This window comes from Bradyrhizobium campsiandrae (assembly GCF_014529705.1).
GTDB lineage: Bacteria > Pseudomonadota > Alphaproteobacteria > Rhizobiales > Xanthobacteraceae > Bradyrhizobium > Bradyrhizobium campsiandrae.
Genome location: NZ_JAANIH010000030.1, coordinates 79,089 through 98,576, shown reverse-complemented (window position 1 = coordinate 98,576; position 19,488 = coordinate 79,089). Strand labels below are relative to the sequence as shown.

The following is a 19,488-nucleotide window of genomic DNA, read 5'->3' as shown; positions in this document are numbered from 1 at the left end:
GGCACTGAAGGAATGGCAACGTGACTGGAAGATTCGCTTGATTGAGCAGGAAAATCCGGATTGGCGCGATCTCTCGCATCTTCTCTGACAGTGGTGGTTATGGGTCCCGGCCTTCGCCGGGACGACATTGTATAGTTATTAGAACAAATTAAGAACACTTTAGCAAGTCTTTGATATATCATTGTGATTCGGCGCATTGCCGACACAACATCTAGGGTCTGTCAGACCTTGCGAGGACTACATGTCCACCATTGCCTTCGATCAATTTGCCCTCACCCGGATCGCTGATTTCGCGCGGTCGCTGTCGCGGCTGCACCAGGCGGCGCGGCGCCAGAGGATCGACGACGACCAGTTCGACCGCGAGTTCAACGCGGTGTGCCAGTCGATCTGGGGCTACACCATCGACGACATCAGCGACGATCTGTTCACGGCCGCGGATCATCACTTTCTGGACACGCTGGACGAAGCGCATGCGCGCATCTTTGCGGCGGAGCAGGGTTACGACCTCGTCGGCGAGACCGGCATGCTGACCGACTGGTGGGGTTTCTGCTGGATGATTTTGGCCGAGAAGCGCGGCCTGCTGACGGCCGAGAATCGCGCTGCCGCGCGCGCGGCGATCGAGGAGAAATATCTGGCCGCGCCGAATGTGATCGGGGTGATCATCGGGAGATAGTTTTGTGCCCCGGACAAAGCGCAACGCGTGCCGCGCCGCGTCCGGGACACGAGACGGAGTTAATCCAACCCCGCACGCTTCGCCGATTTCGCCGGCGACTTCGGCGCCGTCACATCCGGCAGCGCCTCGCGCACGATCTCGGCGGCCGGGGCATCGGCCGCCACCGTGTCCGCGCGAACCGGCGCGACCTTCATCTCGCCGAGCCGGGCGCGAACCTGCGCGGTCAGGCCGGGATAGGAGGCGACCGGCGTGAACTCCGCGGTCTGCTCTTGGCCGAGGCGAATGCCGGTATAGGCGACCAGGCCGTCGGTGGTGGCGATGACGTCGCCGGCCTTCAGCGAACCGTCCAGCGTCAGATCGACCGGGGCGAGGCCGGCCGGCTCGCGGCCGTTGCAGGTGCAATCCGCGCGGAGCGCCTTGCGATAGGCGAACGCGTTCTCGCTGTCGGCGTAGCGTTCGCCGGTCTGGCTATAGGCGCCGTCGATCGAGGAGCCGAAATACACTTTGGTCGCACTGGCAGGACAGAAGGCCTGACACATCTGCGCCGGCGAGGCGAGGCCGCGCATCAGCGGAAAATATTTGCCGTCACAGCTGCGCACGCAGAATGCCGGGCCGGAGCCGCCGGCCGCCGCCGAACGCGTCGGCGGCACATATTGCGGCTGTACGGCCGGGTTCTGCTGACCGGTGAAAGGATCGGCGTAGGAGTTGGCCTGCGGCACGTCGCGCTGTGGCCGCTGTTGCGCTCCGCCGAAGAAGAAATCGAACAGGCCTTCGGCTGAAACCGGGGCCGGGGCTGCAAGCAGCGGGCTTGCCAGAGTGGCGGCCACAAGCATCGCGCGACGCCGCCGGCGCGCATAGGACACAATCGTACGCAACGCTTACTCCACCCGACGCTACCGACCCGGCCGAAACTCTCAAGGGGTCTCAGCACATGATTCACCATAGATCGGGATGGTAAATGAGCGGTTGAGGAGGCCTCGTCCCCGCTACGCCTTCAGGAATTCGGAGGCCTTGTACAGCGAGCGGAACGGCAGCCCGGCCGCGCCGAACGTATCGGTGGCGCCTTCCTCGCGATCGACCATGGTCAGCACCAGCACCACCTCGGCGCCGGTCTCGCGCACGGATTCCACGGCCTTCATCGCCGAGCCACCCGTCGTGGTGACATCCTCGACGATCACGACCCGCTTGCCGGCCAGCGTCTCGCCTTTCGGCAGGCCTTCGATCGCGAGTCTTGCGCCATGCTCCTTCGGCTTCTTGCGCACGAAGAAGGCCGCGATCGGATGGCCCTTGATCCAGGAGATCTGCGCCAGTGCGCCCGCCAGCGGCACCGCGCCCATCTCGAGCCCGCCGATGAAATCGAGATTGTCGTCCTTCAGCGCCTCATAGGTCAGCTCGGCCAGCAGCGTCGCGCCCTCGGGATCCAGCATGGTCGGCTTGAGGTTGAAGTAGAAATCGCTCTTGCGGCCCGACGCGAGCGTCACCTCGCCGCGGCCGAAGGAGCGGCGGCGGATGATTTCGAACAGGCGGGCGCGGGAGGCAGATTTCGACACGGCGGTCCCTCGGGGGCGTTCTTGTGAGGTGGCGGAATTTATCCGCGACGGCCGCGACATTCCAGAGGGGGCCTCCCCCGTCAACAGGGATCGGCCATCCCGGCCCGCTTGTTGTGGGGAGGCGACCTTCTGGAGTAGGTGGAGGCCCTCTATTTCGGGCAAGAAACTGGGCAAGGAAACCGGCGAATGACCATCGAACTGCACACCTGGAACACGCCGAACGGCCGCAAAATCTCGGTCGCGCTGGAGGAAATGGAGCTGCCTTACAAGGTGGTCCCGGTGAACATCACCAAGGGCGAGCAGATGGCGCCCGCGTTTCTCAAGCTCTCTCCCAACAACAAGATCCCTGCGATCCTCGATCCTGATGGCCCGGACGGCAAGCCGGTCAGCGTCTTCGAGTCCGGCGCCATCCTGCTCTATCTCGGTGAAAAGACCGGCAAATTCCTGCCGAAATCGCTTGGCGGACGCATTCCCGTCTATGAATGGCTGATGTGGCAGATGGGCGGCTTCGGGCCGATGCCCGGCCAGGTCCACCATTTCATCGCGCTCGAGAACGAGCAGGACCGCGCCTATGGGTTGAACCGCTACATGGCCGAGACCCGTCGTCTCTATGGCGTGCTCGACCGCCGGCTCGCCGACCACGATTTCGTCGCCGGCGATCTCTCGATCGCCGATTTCGCCATTCTCGGTTGGGCCTGGCGCCATCCTCGCCACAAGGTTGATCTCGCCGACTTCCCCAACGTCAAGCGCTGGTACGACGCACTGATGGCCCGCCCGGCGGTGAAACGCGGCATGGAAGCGAAGCTGGACTAGTCGGCGCATCGTGCCCCGGACGCAGCGCAATGCGTAAGCGGTGCGCTGCAGAGCCGGGGTCCATGCCTCTGCGATTTCGTATGTGCCGCCTTGGGTCCCGGCTCTGCGCAGCAGCGCAAGAGCGCTGCAGCGCGTCCGGGACACGAGACCAGAACTAAACCTTCTTCGCTTCCACCGCCATTCGCACGGCAAGCCCGGCCAGCACGGTGCCCATCAGCCAGCGCTGCACCAGCATCCAGCTCGGCCGGCTCGCCAGGAACAGCGCGATCGATCCGGCTGCGAGCGCGATCATCGCATTGACACTGACGCTGACCGCGATCTGGATCGTCCCCAGCGCCACCGACTGCGTCAGCACGCTGCCGGCGGAGGGATCGATGAACTGCGGCAGCAGCGCCAGATACAGCATCGCGATCTTGGGATTGAGCAGGTTGGTGACGAAGCCCATCGCGAACAATTTGCGCGGGCTGTCGATGGCGAGCTGCTTGACCTGGAACGGCGAGCGCCCGCCCGGCTTCACGGCCTGCCAGGCGAGCCAGAGCAGATAGCCCGCGCCGGCAAAGCGCAACGCGTCATAGGCAAAGGGAATCGCAAGCAACAGTGCCGTGATGCCGAACGCCGCGCACAGCATGTAGAACACGAAGCCCAGCGCGACACCGCCGAGCGAGACCAGGCCCGCGGCCGGTCCCTGCGTGATCGAGCGCGAGATCAGGTAGATCATGTTCGGTCCCGGCGTGAGCACGAGACCGAGGCAGACGAGGGCGAAGCCGAGCAGGGCGGAGGTGTGGGGCATGGCTGAACCGGTGCGGGAGATGCACTGGTTTTAATAGGCGCGGTGCGATGGGGCCATAGCGCAATTGCTCGGATGACAATTAGGCCCCCATGCTCACCCCACGGCCGTCAATGCGCCTCGTCCCAGTTCGTGGCCGCGCGCGCGTCGACATGCAGCGGCACCGACAGCAGCACGGCCGGGAACGGCGCATCCTGCATCACGTGCTGCACGACGGGCAGCGTGGCCTCGACCTCGGCGTCGGGTACCTCGAAGATTAACTCGTCATGCACCTGGAGCAGCATCTGCGCCGACAGCTTCTTCTCCGTGAGCGCATCCTCCACCCGCGTCATGGCGCGGCGGATGATGTCGGCGGCGGTGCCCTGAAGCCGCGCGTTGATGGCGGCGCGCTCGTTGAACGCGCGCACCGAGGCGTTGGAGGCCTTGATATCAGGGTAGTGGCACTTGCGGCCGAACAGCGTGGTGACGTAGCCATGGTTCCGGCAGAAGTCCCGCGTCTCGTCCATATAGGCCCGGATGCCGGGGAAACGCTCGAAATATTTCTTGATATAGGCCGACGCCTCCTCGCGGGCGATGCCGAGCTGGTTGGCGAGGCCGAACGCCGAGATGCCGTAGATGATGCCGAAATTGATCGCCTTGGCGCGGCGGCGGATCTCGCTCGGCATGCCCTTGATCGGCACGCCGAACATTTCCGATGCGGTCATCGCGTGAATGTCGAGGCCGTCGCGGAACGCCTGTTTCAGCACGGGGATGTCGGCGATCTCAGCCAATAGCCGCAGCTCGATTTGCGAATAGTCGGCGGAGACCAGCTTGTGGCCGGGCGTCGCGATGAAAGCGCGGCGGATTTTCCGGCCGTCCTCGGTACGAACGGGAATGTTCTGCAGGTTCGGCTCGTTCGACGACAGCCGGCCCGTCGTGGTCGCCGCCAGCGCGTAGGTCGTGTGCACGCGATGGGTTTGCGGATTGACGTAGGTCGGCAGCGCGTCGGTGTAGGTTGATTTCAGCTTCGAGACCTGGCGCCACTCCAGGATCTTGCGCGGAAAATCGTGGCCCTGCTCGGCGAGTTCGTCGAGCACCTGAGCGGTGGTCGACCACGCGCCGGTCTTGGTCTTGGTACCGCCCGGCAATCCCATCTTGCCGAACAGGATGTCGCCGATCTGTTTTGGACTGCCGACATTGACGGGCTCGCCGGCGAGTTCCTGGATTTCCGCTTCGACGCGGGCCGCGGTCTGGGCAAAATCGCCCGAGAGTCGCGACAGCACCTGGCGGTCGATCGAGATGCCGCGCCGCTCCATGCGCGCGAGCACCGAGACCAGCGGCCGCTCCAGCGTTTCGTAGACCGTGGTCATGTGTTCTGCCGTGAGGCGCGGCTTCAGCACGCGCCAGACGCGCAAGGCGATGTCGGCGCCTTCGGCCGACAGCGGCGCCGCCTTGTCGATCGGAACCTGGTCGAAGGTGATCTTGCCCTTGCCGCTGCCGAGCAGCTCGCTCTCCTTCAGCATGGCGTGGCCGAACCAGCGCTCGGACAATGATTCCAGCGCATGCGAGCCGCGGCCGGCATCGAGCACATAGGAGATCAGCTGCGCATCGTCGGTGTTGCGCAAGGTGATGCCGTGCTGCGCCAGCATGACGGCAGCGAATTTGACGTCGAAGCCGATCTTGAGGATGCCCGGTGATTCCAGCACCGGTCGTAGCGCGTCGATTGCATCGGTGTGCTTGACCTGGTCAGGCGCGAGGCCGGCGTCAAACAAGCCGGCGCCGCCACCGGCTTGCTTGTGCGCCAGTGGCACGTAACAAGCTTCGTTCGGTGCCAGCGCCAGCGCCAGGCCGCAGAGATCGGCCTGCATCGGATCGATGGAGTTCGCCTTGATCTCGATCGCGACATGGCCGGCATCGTGGATACGCGCGATGAAGGCGTTGAGTTCTTTCAGCGACTTGATCGTTTCGTACTTGGCGCGATCGACCGGAAGCTTGCGCAGCGCCTCTTCGCGTGCGGCGGCGAGCGAGACCGGCGCACCCTTCGGGCTTGCGGCCTTGTCCTCCTTGCCAGCCGATTTGTTGGGCTGGTTCGGCCGGGCTTGCACCTGATCGCCCGTGCCTGGTGCAGGCACGACGTCCGAGGCTGGCAGCGTCGTGAACACGCTGGCGCCGCTGGCATAGCCCGGATCGGCGTCCACATTGGAGGGATCGATCTGCGAATAATCGGCGACACGGCGCGTGAGCGTCGAAAATTCCATCGCCTTGAGGAAGGCGATCAGCTTGCGCGCATCGGGCTCGTGGACGGCGAGGTCGTCGAGCGGTACTTCGAGGTCGACCTTGTCGTCGAGCAGCACGAGCTGGCGCGAGATCCGCGCCTTCTCGGCGTTCTCGATCAGCGCCTCGCGCCGCTTCGGCTGCTTGATCTCGGGGGCGCGGAACAGGAGCTGTTCGAGGTCGCCATATTCGACGATCAGCTGCGCCGCGGTCTTGATTCCGATGCCCGGCACGCCGGGAACGTTGTCGGTGGAATCGCCGGCCAGCGCCTGCACCTCGACCACCTTCTCCGGCGGCACGCCGAACTTCTCGATCACTTCGGGGATGCCGATACGACGATCCTTCATGGTGTCGTACATGACGATCTTGTCGTTCACGAGCTGCATCAAATCCTTGTCGGAGGACACGATGGTCGTGGTGGCGCCGCGCTCGGATGCCTGCCGCGCATAGGTGGCAATGAGATCGTCGGCCTCGAAGCCGGCCTGTTCCAGACAGGGCAGGTCGAAGGCGCGCACGGCTTCGCGGATCAATGCGAATTGCGGGATCAGATCATCGGGCGCCGGCGGCCGGTGCGCCTTGTAATCAGGATAGATCCTGTTGCGGAACGTGACTTCCGACTTGTCGAAGACGATGGCCAGATGCGTCGGCCGGTTGTCGGCGGGCATATCGCGCAAGAGCTTCCACAGCATGTTGCAGAAGCCGAGCACGGCATTGACCTGCAAGCCATCGGACTTGCGGTTCAGCGGCGGCAGCGCGTGATAGGCACGGAAAATGTAGCCGGAACCGTCGACCAGGAAGATGTGGTCGCCTTTTCCAGCGGCCTTGGCTGCTACCGGTTTGGCCGCGACCGGTTTGGCAGCAGCTGTCGCAGCAGCGGGCTTGGCGTCGACTTTGGCGGAGGTCTTTTGGGAGCTCTTGGGCATGGCCGCAATGTATGAATTTTTGCGGCAAAAGACAGCCTCGGCGGATCGCTATTTTGCCGACTCGCACAGCAAATCATGGCGTCAGGCCAGGCAGTCCTCGATGAAACCCGCAACAGCGCGTATCGTGGGCGTGCGGCGCAGGTCGCGATGGACGACCAGCCAGACCTCGCGCCCCACGGGACGGCCGCCGATATCATGGCGTTGCAGCAAGGGGTCGGCCTCGCCGAGGAATTTTGGCAGGACCGCCAGCCCGATGCCGGTCCGCGCGGCTGCTGCCTGGTTCTCCAGATCGTTGGTGCGAAGCACGATTTCGCGCGAGGCGGCGAAGCGCATCAGCCAACGCTGCTGGGGCGCTTCGTCCATGCTGGAATCGTAGGCGACGAATGTGAAAGCGTGCGGCGGCGTCGTCTTCAAATAGTTGGGCGAGCCGTAGAGGGCGAACTCGAAATAACCGATCTTGCGCGCAATCAGCCCGGGCTCCGTCGGGCGCGACAGCCGAAGCGCCAGATCGGCCTCGCGACGATTCAGCGAGGCCGTGCGTTTCTCGCCGATCAGCTTAATCCTGATGCCGGGATGCAGACGTCGCAGCCGGATCAGCTTCGGTGCAATCAGGACGTTGGCCAGCGACGGCGGCGCGCTGATCGTGATTTCGCCGCCGATCCCGGATTTCGAGGCCTGCACGGCGCGCTCGATCGCGAATGCCGTCTCGGCCATCGGAGCTCCGATCTTGGCGATGCGCTTGCCGTCCTCGGTCAGCTCGTAGCTGCGCGGCCTGCGGTCGACGAGCTTGAGCAACAGGGATGCTTCCAGGGCGGCGACGCGGCGCGCCACGGTGACGTGGTCGACATTGAGGTTCCTCGCCGCGGCGGACAGGGTGCCCTCGCGTGCAAGCGCCAGGAAATGCTGCAGGTCGGTCCAGTCCATCTGTGCGAATTCTCACAATAGAGTTTCGAATTTGAGCAATTTCGCAGATTTTTAGGCCGTTCCATAGTCCTTCCGTCATCGACAGGAAGGACCCGATATGGCCGTGATCGTGAGATTGAAGACGCCCGGTGGCGCAGACCAGCTCGAAGTGATGGATACCGATTTGCCACCGCCAGACCGTGCCGAGGTCCGGTTGCGGCAGACCGCGATCGGCGTGAATTCCATCGACATCTATCAGCGCATGGGACTCTACGCGCTCCCGCCCGAGCGAATTCCTGGAGTCGAGGCGGTGGGCGTCGTTGCGGCGCTGGGCGCTGAAGTCACCGGCCTGGAGATTGGGGACCGTATCGCTTATGCGGGTGCGCCGGTCGGCGCCTACGCGTCCGAGCGCAATTTGCCCGGATGGCGCTGCGTCAAGCTGCCAGCCAGCCTGACGGATGAGGCGGTCGCCGCGGCGTTCGTCAAGGGCATCACGGCCGACATGCTGCTCAATCGTGTCTTCCCGGTCGGCCAGGGGACGACAATTCTCGTCCACAGCGCTGCGGGAGGGCTCGGACAGCTCCTGACGCGCTGGGCCAGCGTAACAGGTGCGACCGTGATCGGGACCGTCGGCTCATCGGCCAAGGCCGAGATCGCCCGCGCGGCCGGCGCTTCTCAGGTGATCGTGGGGCGCGACGCCGATTTTGCCGCGGCCGTCGCCGATTTCACCGCCGGTCGTGGCGTCGATATCGCCTATGACGGCGTCGGTGGGCTGACGTTGCAGAAGACGCTTGGCTGCGTGCGGCCCTTCGGCGTCGTTGCGAGCATCGGCCAGTCGGCCGGATCGATCCCACCGGTTGATGTTCACGATCTCGGGCCGCGGCGCAGCCTCATGCTGGCACGGCCGAGCGTCATGGCCCACACGAACGATGCCGATGCATATCACGGCTCTGCCAAGCGGGTGCTAGCCGCGATGGCCGATGGCATATTGCAGGTGAGCGGCACAGCCTACGGCTTGCGGGACGCGGCGAGGGCACAGACGGACCTTGAATCCGGGCGCACGACGGGAGCTTTGTTCCTGCGCCCCTGAAGCGGTCTATTCAGCCGCCTGCAACATCGGCGCCGCCTTCTTCGGCGCGATCCAGAACGCATCGGGCCGCTCGAACAGGAAGTGTGCATTGAGCCCCAGCGCAGCCCGCCAGATCGCGAGCGATCCGAGGACGCCGACGACAGTGACGATCAGCGAGACCGTGCCGATGTCGGGAATGATGCCGGTGCGCAGCAGCAGCGTCCGCGTCGCCGCCATCGGCAGGAAGAAGGCGAGATAGATCACGATCGAATGCTCGCCGCAGAAGCGCAGGAAATTGCACCATCCCGCCCGCGCGAGCAGCGTTCCTGATGTGATGATGGCGCAGGCGCCGGCGAAGCCAAGCGCGAGCGATACAATCTTCCACTCGCTGGCGCCTGATACGACGAGGCCGGCATTGACCATCGCCCAGGCCGCGAGCGCGGCGAGCGCAAGCGCGGGATGATTGCGGGCGCGATCGGACAGCGCGAACACGTAAGGCGCGAACAGATAGCCCGAATAGAAATAGACGAAGCGCGCGCAGAACTCGTCGATCGCGGTCCAGCCGGTCGTGATGCGGGCGGTCTCCAGCGCGGCCGCCACGAGCCAGATCGCCGGCGCGGGGATGCGTCGTGTCAGTTTTGTGACGACGAAGAAGACCGGCAGCAGGTAGATGAACCAGAGCGTGCCGAAGGGTTCGATGAAGGATTCGAGATAGAGCAGACCGACGTCGCGCCAGCCGGTTTCGGCGGCAAACGCGGGGGCCTTGAAGCCGAACTGGATTGTCACCCAGACGACATAAAAATAAGCGAAATGCACCACCTTGCGGTCGAGATAGGTTCGCCAGTCCCGATCGATCACCAGCGGCAGGAACAGGCCGGAAATCAGGAAGAAGTCCGGCATCCGGAACGGTTTTGCGAAGGCCACCAGCGCATGCATGAAACCGGTCTTGCCGGCAGCGAGCTCGACGCCCAGAACCGAATGCATCATCACCACCATGATGATGCAGATACCCTTGGCGTAGTCGACCCAATCGACGCGCGCGGGCGCGGAGGCTTTGGGAAGCCTCGCGCGGGCAGCTGATGTGGCTGATGGTGCCATGTGTCTCATTTCGAGGCGCGTTCGCGCGGGTCCTGTGTGGGCGTGGGGCAGTGTGGCGCCCAGTGGTTTCCGACTTCTTTACCGGTACAAATCGCGTGCCGGTTTCCGGCCGCGGGCTCTTCCTTCCCGACGGGAAAATGCTAAACCGCCCCGGATTGGGGCTTCGTTAACCAAGCCAAACAGGGATTTTCATGCGCATCACGATGATCGGCACGGGTTACGTGGGACTGGTGTCCGGAGCCTGCTTTGCCGATTTCGGCCACGACGTGGTTTGTGTCGATAAGGACGCGAAGAAGATCGCTAGCCTGCATCGCGGTGAAATCCCGATCTACGAGCCGGGCCTCGACGAATTGGTCGCGACCAACGTCAAGGCCAAGCGCCTCAGCTTCACCACTGATTTGTCGCAGCCGGTGGCCGATGCCGACGCCGTATTCATCGCGGTCGGCACGCCCTCGCGCCGCGGCGACGGCCATGCCGATCTCTCCTATGTCTACGCCGCCGCGAAGGAGATCGCGCAGGCGCTGACCGGCTTCACCGTGGTGGTAACGAAGTCGACCGTGCCCGTCGGCACCGGCGACGAGGTCGAGCGCATCATCCGCGAGACCAATCCGAACGCCGACGTCGTCGTCGCCTCCAATCCGGAGTTCCTGCGCGAGGGCGCGGCGATCCGCGATTTCAAGTTTCCCGACCGCGTCGTGGTCGGCACCGCCGACGAGCGCGGCCGCAAGGTGATGGGCGACATCTATCGCCCGCTGTCGCTGAACCAGGCGCCGCTGATGTTCACCGCGCGCCGCACCGCCGAGATGATCAAATACGCCGCCAACGCCTTCCTGGCGACCAAGATCACCTTCATCAACGAGATCGCCGATCTGTCGGAAAAGGTCGGCGCCAACGTGCAGGAGGTCGCGCGCGGCATTGGCCTGGACAACCGCATTGGCACCAAGTTCCTGCATGCCGGTCCCGGCTTCGGCGGCTCGTGTTTTCCGAAAGACACCAAGGCGCTGATCAAGATCGCGCAGGATTACGACGTGTCCTTGCGCATCGTCGAATCCGTGCTGGCCGTGAACGAGAACCGCAAGCGCGCGATGGCACGGAAAGTCAGCCAGGCGCTCGGCGGCTCCCTGCGCGGCAAGACCATCGCGGTGCTCGGCCTCACCTTCAAGCCCGACACCGACGACATGCGCGATGCGCCGTCGATCCCGCTCGTCACCGGCCTCCTCGACATGGGGGGGAAAGTGAAGGCGTTCGATCCGGTCGGCATGGAGCAGGCCAAGGGCGAGCTGCCCAACATCATTTATTGCGAGGATGCCTATTCCTGCGCGCAAGGCGCCGACGCGCTCGTCGTCGTCACCGAATGGACCCAGTTCCGCGCGCTCGATCTCGATCGGCTGAAGACGATCATGGCGCAGCCTGTCGTCGTCGACCTCCGCAACATCTACCGCCCCGAAGAGATGCTGGCGGCCGGATTCGTCTATGAGAGTGTCGGGCGGTCGTCAGCGCAAAGCTGATCGGTTACACGATTGTCATACCCCGCGGAGGCGGGGTATCCAGTCACTCCGATCTTCGTCACAACGGGATCTAAGTTTACTGGATCACCCGCACGCGCGCGGGTGATGACGGATGCGAGATTTTGCCCCGCAACTTCGACACGCCCCTCCCGATCGATGCCGTGCTCGATGACCTCGCGCGCACGCTGGAGGTACACAATGCCGCCGTGCTGGTCGCCCCTCCCGGCGCCGGCAAGACCACGCGGGTGCCGCTGGCGCTGCTCGACGCGCCCTGGGCCAAAGGCAAGAAGATCATCATGCTCGAGCCGCGTCGCATCGCGGCACGGGCCAGCGCCGACCGTATGGCCAAATCGCTCGGCGAGCGCGCGGGCGAGACCGTCGGCTATCGCGTCCGCTTCGGCTCGAAAGTCTCGCGCGCCACGCGCGTCGAGGTCGTGACCGAAGGCATCTTCACCCGCCAGATCCTCGATGACCCCGAAATGTCAGGCGTTGCCGCCATCCTGTTCGACGAATTCCACGAGCGTTCGCTCGATGCCGATCTGGGGCTGGCGCTGGCGCGCGATGCGCAACTCGGTCTGCGTGAGGATTTGCGCATCCTCGTGATGTCGGCAACGCTGGACGGCGCTCGCGTCGCCAAGCTGCTGGGCGATGCTCCCGTCGTCGAGAGCGAGGGTCGCGCTTTTCCGGTCGAGACCCGCTATCTCGGCCGCAAGGCCGACGCACCGATCGAGCGGCAGATGGCGGATGCGATCGCGTCCGCGCTGCGCGCCGACAGCGGTTCGGTGCTGGCCTTTCTGCCGGGCGCCGCCGAAATCCGCCGCACCCAGAATTTCCTTGGCGAACGCGTGCAGGACGCCTCCATCGAGATCGTGCCGCTGTTCGGCGCGCTCGATGCCGCCGTGCAGGATCGCGCCATTTCTCCCGCCCCGAAGGGCATGCGCAAGGTCGTGCTCGCGACCTCGATCGCGGAGACCTCGCTGACGATCGAAGGCGTCCGCATCGTCGTCGATTCAGGGCTCGCCCGCGTGCCGCGCTACGAGCCCGACATCGGCCTGACGCGGCTCGAGACCGTGCGCGCTGCGCGTGCCGCCGTCGACCAGCGACGCGGCCGCGCCGGCCGCACAGAGCCCGGCGTCTGTTACCGGCTCTGGGACGAACCGCAGACGGCCTCGCTTGCGCCCTATACGCAGCCCGAGATTCTGAGCGCCGATCTCTCATCGCTGGTGCTCGATCTCGCACAATGGGGCGTCGCCGATCCCGCCGCGCTGTCGTTCCTTGATCCGCCGCCGCAGCCGGCCTGGAAGGAGGCCAAGAGCCTGCTCTCCGAGCTCAACGCGCTCGATGGCGACGGCCGCATCACCGCCGAGGGCAAGAGCCTGCGCGCGCTGGCGCTGCCGCCGCGGCTGGCGCGCATGATCGTGGATTCGCACCGCGCCGGCTGCGGCGAAGAGGCCGCCGAAATCGCAGCCATCATCACCGAGCGCGGGCTCGGCGGCGACAGCGCCGATCTCGAGCACAGGCGTGACCAGTTCCGCCGCGACCGTTCGCCGAGGGCGGCGAGCGCACGCGACCTGGCGCGCCGCTGGGCCAGCCAAGTTGCAGCGTCCGAGAAGGTGGCGCAACAGGAGGATCTCTCGACCGGCCTGATGCTCGCCTATGCCTTCCCGGACCGCGTCGCGCGCAATCGCGGCAACGGCAGTTTCGTGCTCGCCAACGGCCGCGGCGCTGCGGTCGAGCAGACCTCTTCGCTGGCCCGCGCGCCCTATATCGCGATCGGCGAGATGACCGGTACGGCTGCGAGCGGTCGCATTCTGCTGGCGGCGCAAATCGCCGAGGACGACATCGAGCGGCACTTCGCCGAGCATATCGAGAGCATCGACGAAATCTCCTTCGATCGCGGCGCGATGGCGTTGCGTGCGCGGCGCAAGCGCGTGTTGCACGCGATCACGCTCTCCGAGGCGACGCTTGCCGTGTCACCCTCGGAGGAAACCGCGCGCATCTTTGCCGACGGGCTGATCGCCGCGGGCCTCGACCGGCTGCCCTGGTCGAAAGCCGCGAAGCAATGGCGCGATCGCGTGATGTTCCTGCGCAAGGCCGAGGGCGAGACCTGGCCTGATCTGTCCGACGGCGGGCTGATCGCGCGGCGCGATGATTGGCTGGTCCCGGCGCTGTATGACAAGATCGCGCTGAAGGACGTTTCCGCCGGCGATCTCTCCGATGCGCTGATGGCGCTGCTGCCCTGGGATATGCGCGCACGACTGGATCGCGAGGCACCGACGCATTTCGAGGCGCCGACGGGAAGCGTGCTCGCGATCGACTACGAGGCCGAGCAGGGGCCGACCATCGCCGTCAGGCTGCAGGAATTGTTCGGCCTCAACACCCATCCGTCGATCGCGGCAGGCAAGGTGCCGCTGGTGCTGGAATTGCTGTCGCCGGCGCAGCGCCCGGTCCAGCTGACGCGCGACCTTCCCGGCTTCTGGCGCGGCAGCTACGCCGCCGTCCGTTCCGACCTGCGCGGCCGCTATCCGCGGCATCCCTGGCCGGACGATCCGGCGAGCGCGGTGCCGACCCGCCGGGCGAAACCGCGCGGGACGTGAGGCTGCATTAACCGTCCGCTCATCCTTTTCGTCAAAATAGCATCGGCTCTGCCGCGGCCTCGCTCGCGGCCGGGCGTGCCGCGTGGTGAAATCGAGCTTTCCGGCTCGAAAGTGGTGTGATGCGTAACATTATGATCTTCGCGGCCGTCATGATCGGCCTTGGTACATTCATGGCGGAGATGGCGGACAGGATGAGCTCCGCCTCCGCCACGTCGGCGCCGCGCGAGAGTGTCGCGGCTGCGACCATGACTCCGGCCAGCAGCCGCAGCCTCAACATCCCCCGCGATGGCCGTGGCCACTTCCAGACCGAAGGCCGTATCGACGGCCAGCGCATCGGCTTCATGATCGACACCGGCGCTTCCGTGGTGGCGCTGAACGAGACCTCCGCTGCGCGCTTCGGTCTGCGTCCCTCGCGCGGCGAGTACAACGCCGCCGTCTCGACCGCGAACGGCACCGTCAAGGCCGCGCGCACCCGCATCGCCATGCTCGATGTCGGTGGCCTCGTGGTGCGCGACGTCGAGGCCATGGTGCTGCCTGATGCGGCGCTGTCGGAGAACCTGCTCGGCCTGTCCTTCCTGTCCCGCCTGAAGCGGTTCGAATACGCCAACGGCCAGATGGTGCTGGAGCAGTAAGCCGCCGCTGAAGTCCCCGGCAGCCATTCATTCAAATCATATTTTTCCGGCGACCGTTGCGGTCACGTCGCCCTGTTGCCAAACTGCCGCAATTGTCGGCCATAAGCCTTCATTCCCGCCTTCCGCTCTGGCGCGGCATTCGCTAAGGCTGCGTCAATTCCTGCCCTTTTCACGAGACCGTCTCAATGTTCCCCAAGCCGAAAGCCGTCCTGCTGCCCAACACCTACGCCTTCGAATCCGAGCCGATGGTGAAGCCCACGGGTTTCCGCGAATACGACGCGCGCTGGTTGTTCCAGAAGGAAATCAACCTCATGGGCGTGCAGGCGCTCGGCATGGGCCTCGGCGCGCTGATCGCCGAGCTCGGCGTCAGCCAGGAGATCGTCACCGGTCACGACTTCCGCGGCTATTCGGCCTCGATCAAATATGCGCTGATCTCCGGCCTGATGGCGGCGGGCTGCAAGGTGCATGACATCGGGCTTGCCGTGACGCCGATGGCCTATTTCGCGCAGTTCGATCTCGACGTGCCCGCTGTTGCGATGGTGACCGCCTCGCACAACGATAACGGCTGGACCGGCGTCAAGATGGGCGCCAACCGCCCGCTGACCTTCGGTCCCGACGAGATGACGCGGCTGAAGGAGATCGTGCTCAATGCCGAGTTCAGGAACAGGGAAGGCGGCTCCTACCAGTTCCACGAAAATTATCCGGCGCGTTACATCGCCGACCTCACCAATCGTCCGAAGCTCAAGCGCAAGCTGAAGGTGGTCGCGGCCTGCGGCAACGGCACGGCGGGCGCGTTCGCGCCGCAGGTGCTGGAGGCGATCGGCTGCGAGGTGATCCCGCTCGACACCGAGCTCGACCACACCTTCCCGAAATACAATCCGAATCCCGAGGACATGGAGATGCTGCACGCGATCCGCGATGCCGTGCTGCATCACAAGGCCGATGTCGGTCTCGGCTTCGACGGTGACGGCGATCGCTGCGGCGTCGTCGACAACACCGGCGAGGAGATCTTCGCCGACAAGGTCGGCGTGATGCTGGCGCGCGACATGTCGGCGATCCACAAGGATGCGCAGTTCATCGTCGACGTGAAGTCGACCGGTCTGTTCATCACCGATCCCGTGCTGCAGAAGCAGGGTGCGAAGACGGCCTATTGGAAGACCGGCCATTCCTACATGAAGCGCCGCACCCACGAGACCGGGGCGCTCGCCGGCTTCGAGAAATCAGGCCATTTCTTTTTTAATAAGCCGTATGGCCGCGGCTATGACGACGGCCTGGTCTCGGCGCTCGCGATCTGCGACATGCTCGACCGCGCGCCCGGCAAGTCGATGGCCGATCTGAAGGACGCGTTGCCGAAGACCTGGTCGTCGCCGACCATGTCGCCGCATTGCGCCGACGAGACCAAGTATGGCGTCATCGACGCCGTGGTGAAGCATTTCGAAGGCCTGCAGGCCAAGGGCGCCAGGATCGGGGGACAGGCGATCCGCGATCTCGTCACCGTCAACGGCGTGCGCGTCACGGTCGAGGACGGCAGCTGGGGCCTGGTGCGCGCCTCCTCGAACAAGCCCGAACTCGTCGTCGTGGTCGAGAGCCCGGTCTCCGAGCAGCGCATGCACGACATGTTCGAGATGGTGAACAGCGTGCTGCGCACACATCCCGAGGTCGGCGAGTACAACCAGAAGATCTGAGGCGTGAGGTCTAAGCCGCCACCACCGCCGGGATCGGCAGCGCCGTGACCGACTTGATCTTCTCCATCGCGAAGCGCGAAGTGACGTTCTTCAGCGGCACGGCGGCGATCAGCTTCTTGTAGAAGACGTCGTAGGCCTGCATGTCGGCGACCACGACGCGCAGCATGTAATCGACATCACCGGCCATGCGGTAGAACTCCATCACCTCCGGCATGGCGCTGACCGCCTCGGCGAACCGCTTCAGCCAGGCGTCGGAATGGTCCGAGCTCTCCACCGACACGAACACGGAGATGCCGAGCCCGATCTTGTTCTGATCGACCAGCGCGACCCGCTTCAGGATCACGCCGTCGGCCTCGAGGCGCTGGATGCGCTTCCAGCAGGGGGTCGAGGACAGCCCGACGCGGTCGCCGATCTCGGCAACGGACAGGGAGGCGTCCTCCTGGAGGACCATCAGGATCTTGCGATCGATGGCATCGAGGCGGCGGCTGGTCTCGGGGAGCTGGACTGCGACGTCGGTCATTTGAAGAACTTTGTTCCAATATGAGGGTTGATTTCCGTCATATAGAGGAAAATCTTCTACTGCAAGCCCATAATCTCGGCGCGGCCCTGCAATGGCCCTACCGGCGATCGCATAAAAACTCTTCAACTTCAATGCGTTGGGGCGCGGCGGTGCCGCCGCCATGGCGGGTGCATTTCAGGGCTGCGGCGGCCGCGGCGAACCGCAGCGCGTCCGGCACCCCGGCACCCTCGGCGAGCCGAAGCGCGAAGGCGCCGTGGAAGACGTCGCCGGCCCCGAGCGTGTCGACCGGCTCGACCGGGAAGGCCGGCGTCTGCTCCAGCGTACCGGCTTCGTTCAGCCAGATCGTGCCACGCGGGCCTCGGGTTGCGGCGAGAAAGGCGGGCGTCAACTTGGCGAGGCGCTTCAACGCTTCGCCGTCGTCGGCGATGCCGGCGGTCTCTTGAACCTGTTCGCTGGAAAACAATAGATGCGAGGCGGCCATCAGCAGGCCATCGGTCAGCGCCATCGCGCGATCGACGCCGACGATCACGGGCATGCCGCGCCGACGTGCTTCGGTGCAGAGATCGCTGCAGAAGGCGCCGCAGCGGCTCTCGACGAGGATTGCCTGGCAATCGGCGAGCAACTCGTCGGCGGTGGGCAGCTTCACCGTCCACAGCGCGGGATCGCGGTAGATGGTCAACGTGCGTTCGCCCGATGCGTCGATGATGATCGCGGAGACGGGTGTGGCCGCGCCCGGGATGCGCGCGATGTGCGTGGCCTCGATGCCCTCGGCAGCCATCCGTTCGAGGATGAAGGCGCTCGATGTCTCCTTCGCATCGCCCATCGGTCCGGCGAACGCGGCACGGCCGCCAAGCCGCGCCATCGCGATCGCAGCGTTGAGTGCGTTGCCGCCGCAGATCTCGGCGAGATGCGTGGCGTTGGCCTTGCTGCCGCGCTCCGGCACGGCCTCGACGCGAAAGGTGAGGTCGCGCACGGGAATGCCGATGCAGAGGATGCGCGGCGCGATCAAGGATTGCGCCATCCGCGGTCAGCCCTTGTCGTGCACCCAGCGGCCGAGCAGATGATGGGCGATGGCGAAGGGATGCGGTCCGGCGAGCCCGTCGGGATGCGTCCGCTTCAGCATCAGCGCCGCCTCATCGCGCGTGAACCAGCGCGCATCCTCGAGCTCGGAATGGTCGACGACGATGTCCTCGTTCAACGCCCGCGCGCTGCAGCCGATCATCAGCGACGACGGATAGGGCCAGGGCTGGGTCATGTAATACGTTACGTCCGTGCAGCGAATGCCGGACTCTTCCAGGATCTCGCGGCGCACCGCATCCTCGATGGTCTCGGCGGCTTCGACGAAGCCGGCGAGGCAGGAATACATGCCCGGCGGAAACTGTTTCTGGCGGCCGAGCAGGCACTTTTCGCCCGAGGCCACCAGCATGATCACGACGGGATCGGTGCGCGGAAAATGCTCGGCCTTGCAGGACGGGCAGTCGCGCTTCCAGCCGCCTTCCTTCATCGCGCTGCGGGTGCCGCAATTGGCGCAATAGCCGTGCCGCTGGTGCCAGCCGACCATCGATTTCGCCATCGCGATCGCCGACAGCTCCTCGGGCGGGATCGCGCCCTGCATCGCCATGCCGCGCAGCTCGGTGACGGTGTAGTCCTCGCGTCCAACCAGCTTTTCGGCGGCGGCCTGCGCGAGGCCCATGCCGAAGATCGCCGCGCCGTCGCGCAGGCCCAGAAAGATGGTACCGGGATTGGCGCCGCATTTCAGCGCTTCGTCGATCGAGAGCAGTGCGCGCACCTTGTCGCCCTCGCGCTTCACCAGCAGCGAGTCGCGATAGACGACATAGGCGCGCGAGGACGGCTTCTGCTCCATCGCGAACAGTTTTTCGTCATCGCGGCGCAGATGTGCGGCGCGGTCGAGGATGTTGGTGACGAAGGCCGGCCGTCCCAGCGGAAACGAGTCGAATGCTGACATTTCTTGTTCTTTCAACCCAACCAGATCTTCTTGCGAAGCGCGCTGATGAAATTCTGAACCTCGGCGGCGTCATGCGCCAGCGGCGGCATCACGCCCCAGACTGGCCGCGGCCAGGCCGCGTCGCCGGTGCGGCGCGCGATGATGTGGACGTGAAGCTGCGGCACGAGATTGCCGAGCGCGGCGACATTGAGCTTGTCGCATTTGGTGATCTCCTTCAGCGCGCGCGAGACGCGGGATATCTCCGTCATCAATTGCGCCTGCTGCACCTCGTCGAGATCGATGATCTCGACCGCATCAGCGCGCCGCGGAACCAGCAGCAGCCAGGGATAATGCGCGTCCTTGATGACAAGCACTTTCGACAGCGGCAGATCGCCGATGTCAATGGTGTCCTCTTTCAGGCGGGAGTGCAGCGACCAGGCGGGTTCGGGCATAGGCGTTTCCGGATGGCCCGGTGGGAACGGGCGTGTTGGGTTGGACCATACGATAGGCAGTTGGCGAGGGGAAGGTTAGC

At 65.0% G+C, this 19,488-nt stretch carries 17 protein-coding genes; 7 read left to right on the top strand and 10 right to left on the bottom strand.

Annotated elements, in window-relative coordinates; genetic code table 11:
• Positions 1 to 241: 241 nt before the first annotated feature.
• A complete protein-coding gene (locus G8O24_RS22540; RefSeq protein ID WP_188103119.1) occupies positions 242 to 673 on the top strand; it encodes a hypothetical protein in 432 nt (143 codons plus the stop codon).
• A 59-nt stretch (positions 674 to 732) separates the two neighbouring features.
• Here G8O24_RS22540 and G8O24_RS22535 read toward each other — a convergent pair whose 3' ends face one another.
• Entirely contained in the window at positions 733 to 1,506 is a 774-nt protein-coding gene (locus tag G8O24_RS22535; protein WP_188103137.1) for a DUF2865 domain-containing protein, read from the bottom strand.
• Between the two features lie 153 nt (positions 1,507 to 1,659).
• Positions 1,660 to 2,223: an orotate phosphoribosyltransferase gene (gene pyrE / locus G8O24_RS22530; RefSeq protein ID WP_092292810.1), complete on the bottom strand. Its 564-nt coding sequence runs from the start codon at positions 2,221 to 2,223 to the stop codon at positions 1,660 to 1,662.
• A 186-nt stretch (positions 2,224 to 2,409) separates the two neighbouring features.
• Here pyrE and G8O24_RS22525 point away from each other — a divergent pair, with 186 nt between their 5' ends.
• Complete coding sequence (locus G8O24_RS22525) at positions 2,410 to 3,036, top strand: glutathione S-transferase family protein (RefSeq protein ID WP_188103117.1); 627 nt, start codon at positions 2,410 to 2,412, stop codon at positions 3,034 to 3,036.
• A gap of 154 nt (positions 3,037 to 3,190) precedes the next feature.
• On the opposite strand, the gene G8O24_RS22520 is transcribed toward G8O24_RS22525, so the two are convergent.
• The 3 genes from G8O24_RS22520 to G8O24_RS22510 all read right to left on the bottom strand — a co-directional run bounded on the left by G8O24_RS22520 (position 3,191) and on the right by G8O24_RS22510 (position 7,923).
• Complete coding sequence (locus tag G8O24_RS22520) at positions 3,191 to 3,826, bottom strand: LysE family translocator (protein ID WP_188103115.1); 636 nt, start codon at positions 3,824 to 3,826, stop codon at positions 3,191 to 3,193.
• Between the two features lie 107 nt (positions 3,827 to 3,933).
• Positions 3,934 to 6,999: a DNA polymerase I gene (gene polA / locus G8O24_RS22515; RefSeq protein WP_188103113.1), complete on the bottom strand. Its 3,066-nt coding sequence runs from the start codon at positions 6,997 to 6,999 to the stop codon at positions 3,934 to 3,936.
• Between the two features lie 81 nt (positions 7,000 to 7,080).
• Positions 7,081 to 7,923, bottom strand: coding sequence for a LysR family transcriptional regulator (locus tag G8O24_RS22510; protein WP_188103111.1), 843 nt, complete (start codon positions 7,921 to 7,923; stop codon positions 7,081 to 7,083).
• 97 nt (positions 7,924 to 8,020) lie between these two features.
• Between G8O24_RS22510 and G8O24_RS22505 the strand changes: the two genes are divergently transcribed.
• Positions 8,021 to 8,992 carry a quinone oxidoreductase family protein gene (locus G8O24_RS22505; protein ID WP_188103109.1) on the top strand — a complete coding sequence of 324 codons (972 nt, stop codon included), beginning with the start codon at positions 8,021 to 8,023 and terminating at the stop codon, positions 8,990 to 8,992.
• A gap of 6 nt (positions 8,993 to 8,998) precedes the next feature.
• Here G8O24_RS22505 and G8O24_RS22500 read toward each other — a convergent pair whose 3' ends face one another.
• On the bottom strand, positions 8,999 to 10,069 hold the full coding sequence (locus tag G8O24_RS22500; RefSeq protein ID WP_188103108.1) for an acyltransferase family protein: 1,071 nt from the start codon (positions 10,067 to 10,069) through the stop codon (positions 8,999 to 9,001).
• A 191-nt stretch (positions 10,070 to 10,260) separates the two neighbouring features.
• Here G8O24_RS22500 and G8O24_RS22495 point away from each other — a divergent pair, with 191 nt between their 5' ends.
• From G8O24_RS22495 to G8O24_RS22480, 4 genes are all read left to right on the top strand, one after another.
• The gene (locus G8O24_RS22495) at positions 10,261 to 11,577 is read left to right on the top strand and encodes a UDP-glucose dehydrogenase family protein (RefSeq protein WP_188103106.1); all 1,317 of its coding nucleotides are present in this window, start codon (positions 10,261 to 10,263) and stop codon (positions 11,575 to 11,577) included.
• 122 nt (positions 11,578 to 11,699) lie between these two features.
• Complete coding sequence (gene hrpB / locus G8O24_RS22490; RefSeq protein WP_188103101.1) at positions 11,700 to 14,174, top strand: ATP-dependent helicase HrpB; 2,475 nt, start codon at positions 11,700 to 11,702, stop codon at positions 14,172 to 14,174.
• 119 nt (positions 14,175 to 14,293) lie between these two features.
• The gene (locus G8O24_RS22485; RefSeq protein WP_188103100.1) at positions 14,294 to 14,806 is read left to right on the top strand and encodes a TIGR02281 family clan AA aspartic protease; all 513 of its coding nucleotides are present in this window, start codon (positions 14,294 to 14,296) and stop codon (positions 14,804 to 14,806) included.
• 185 nt (positions 14,807 to 14,991) lie between these two features.
• Complete coding sequence (locus G8O24_RS22480; RefSeq protein ID WP_188103098.1) at positions 14,992 to 16,491, top strand: phosphomannomutase/phosphoglucomutase; 1,500 nt, start codon at positions 14,992 to 14,994, stop codon at positions 16,489 to 16,491.
• Positions 16,492 to 16,501: 10 nt separating this feature from the next.
• Here G8O24_RS22480 and G8O24_RS22475 read toward each other — a convergent pair whose 3' ends face one another.
• From G8O24_RS22475 to G8O24_RS22460, 4 genes are all read right to left on the bottom strand, one after another.
• Complete coding sequence (locus tag G8O24_RS22475; protein WP_188103096.1) at positions 16,502 to 17,011, bottom strand: Lrp/AsnC family transcriptional regulator; 510 nt, start codon at positions 17,009 to 17,011, stop codon at positions 16,502 to 16,504.
• A 97-nt stretch (positions 17,012 to 17,108) separates the two neighbouring features.
• Positions 17,109 to 18,032, bottom strand: coding sequence for a sugar kinase (locus G8O24_RS22470; protein ID WP_188103094.1), 924 nt, complete (start codon positions 18,030 to 18,032; stop codon positions 17,109 to 17,111).
• 6 nt (positions 18,033 to 18,038) lie between these two features.
• Positions 18,039 to 18,977, bottom strand: coding sequence for an NAD(+) diphosphatase (nudC, locus tag G8O24_RS22465; protein WP_188103092.1), 939 nt, complete (start codon positions 18,975 to 18,977; stop codon positions 18,039 to 18,041).
• An 11-nt stretch (positions 18,978 to 18,988) separates the two neighbouring features.
• Positions 18,989 to 19,408 (bottom strand): HIT domain-containing protein, encoded by a 420-nt coding sequence (locus G8O24_RS22460; protein WP_188103091.1) that lies wholly within the window; start codon positions 19,406 to 19,408, stop codon positions 18,989 to 18,991.
• Positions 19,409 to 19,488 lie beyond the last annotated feature (80 nt).

Bases quoted from the DNA above. Each gene is read 5' to 3' on its own strand.
- G8O24_RS22540 (WP_188103119.1), top strand. From the start codon at position 242: ATGTCCACCATTGCCTTCGATCAATTTGCCCTCACCCGGATCGCTGAT.
- G8O24_RS22535 (WP_188103137.1), bottom strand. From the start codon at position 1,506: ATGCTTGTGGCCGCCACTCTGGCAAGCCCGCTGCTTGCAGCCCCGGCC.
- G8O24_RS22525 (WP_188103117.1), top strand. From the start codon at position 2,410: ATGACCATCGAACTGCACACCTGGAACACGCCGAACGGCCGCAAAATC.
- G8O24_RS22520 (WP_188103115.1), bottom strand. From the start codon at position 3,826: ATGCCCCACACCTCCGCCCTGCTCGGCTTCGCCCTCGTCTGCCTCGGT.
- polA (WP_188103113.1), bottom strand. From the start codon at position 6,999: ATGCCCAAGAGCTCCCAAAAGACCTCCGCCAAAGTCGACGCCAAGCCC.
- G8O24_RS22510 (WP_188103111.1), bottom strand. From the start codon at position 7,923: ATGGACTGGACCGACCTGCAGCATTTCCTGGCGCTTGCACGCGAGGGC.
- G8O24_RS22505 (WP_188103109.1), top strand. From the start codon at position 8,021: ATGGCCGTGATCGTGAGATTGAAGACGCCCGGTGGCGCAGACCAGCTC.
- G8O24_RS22500 (WP_188103108.1), bottom strand. From the start codon at position 10,069: ATGGCACCATCAGCCACATCAGCTGCCCGCGCGAGGCTTCCCAAAGCC.
- G8O24_RS22495 (WP_188103106.1), top strand. From the start codon at position 10,261: ATGCGCATCACGATGATCGGCACGGGTTACGTGGGACTGGTGTCCGGA.
- G8O24_RS22485 (WP_188103100.1), top strand. From the start codon at position 14,294: ATGCGTAACATTATGATCTTCGCGGCCGTCATGATCGGCCTTGGTACA.
- G8O24_RS22480 (WP_188103098.1), top strand. From the start codon at position 14,992: ATGTTCCCCAAGCCGAAAGCCGTCCTGCTGCCCAACACCTACGCCTTC.
- G8O24_RS22475 (WP_188103096.1), bottom strand. From the start codon at position 17,011: ATGACCGACGTCGCAGTCCAGCTCCCCGAGACCAGCCGCCGCCTCGAT.
- G8O24_RS22470 (WP_188103094.1), bottom strand. From the start codon at position 18,032: ATGGCGCAATCCTTGATCGCGCCGCGCATCCTCTGCATCGGCATTCCC.
- nudC (WP_188103092.1), bottom strand. From the start codon at position 18,977: ATGTCAGCATTCGACTCGTTTCCGCTGGGACGGCCGGCCTTCGTCACC.
- G8O24_RS22460 (WP_188103091.1), bottom strand. From the start codon at position 19,408: ATGCCCGAACCCGCCTGGTCGCTGCACTCCCGCCTGAAAGAGGACACC.